The organism is Thermococcus sp. Bubb.Bath, assembly GCF_012027595.1.
Classification (GTDB): Archaea; Methanobacteriota_B; Thermococci; order Thermococcales; family Thermococcaceae; genus Thermococcus.
Map to the genome: position 1 here is coordinate 1 of NZ_SNUR01000039.1, position 431 is coordinate 431.

Sequence of the window (431 nt, forward strand, 5' to 3'; positions counted from 1 at the left end):
GCATGTTCCGAAGAACCCAGAAGACTATCGGTGGTGTTACTGTAAACTCCCTCCTGATAGCAGTTCTGATAACCGTTCTGTTCAACGTGACTCTCTATGCCGGCTGGAAAAGGGGCTATCTATCCATGGAATACTACCGCAAACTGAAGGAAGAGATACACAAGGACCTTAAGAGGATAAGGAAATAACCTTAAAGAAGCGGCTCGAGCTCCACTTTTTCTCCCGACTTTTTGACAGCATATATCCTGTTGATCTTCCTGGTTCCAGTTCTGAAGTCCCTCTTGAGTTCGACCACAATATCAAACTTGCTCATGACGTCATTGCTGGCCCTTAGCCAGTGCTTGACTTCCTCGATTATATCGCCAGAGATTGTTAGCGAGGTTGCTATGAATGTGTAGTCATCAAGGAGCTCGTCCAGAATCGTGGGCACG

2 pseudogenes are annotated in these 431 nt (G+C 46.6%); one reads left to right on the forward strand and one right to left on the reverse strand.

The features are described 5' to 3' along the window. Window positions 1–188: pseudogene (locus E3E29_RS11415) on the forward strand (hypothetical protein); the annotation flags it as partial. 2 nt (window positions 189–190) lie between these two features. Here the strand turns inward: E3E29_RS11415 and E3E29_RS11420 are convergent. Beyond that, a pseudogene (locus E3E29_RS11420) lies at window positions 191–431 on the reverse strand (ATPase); the annotation flags it as partial.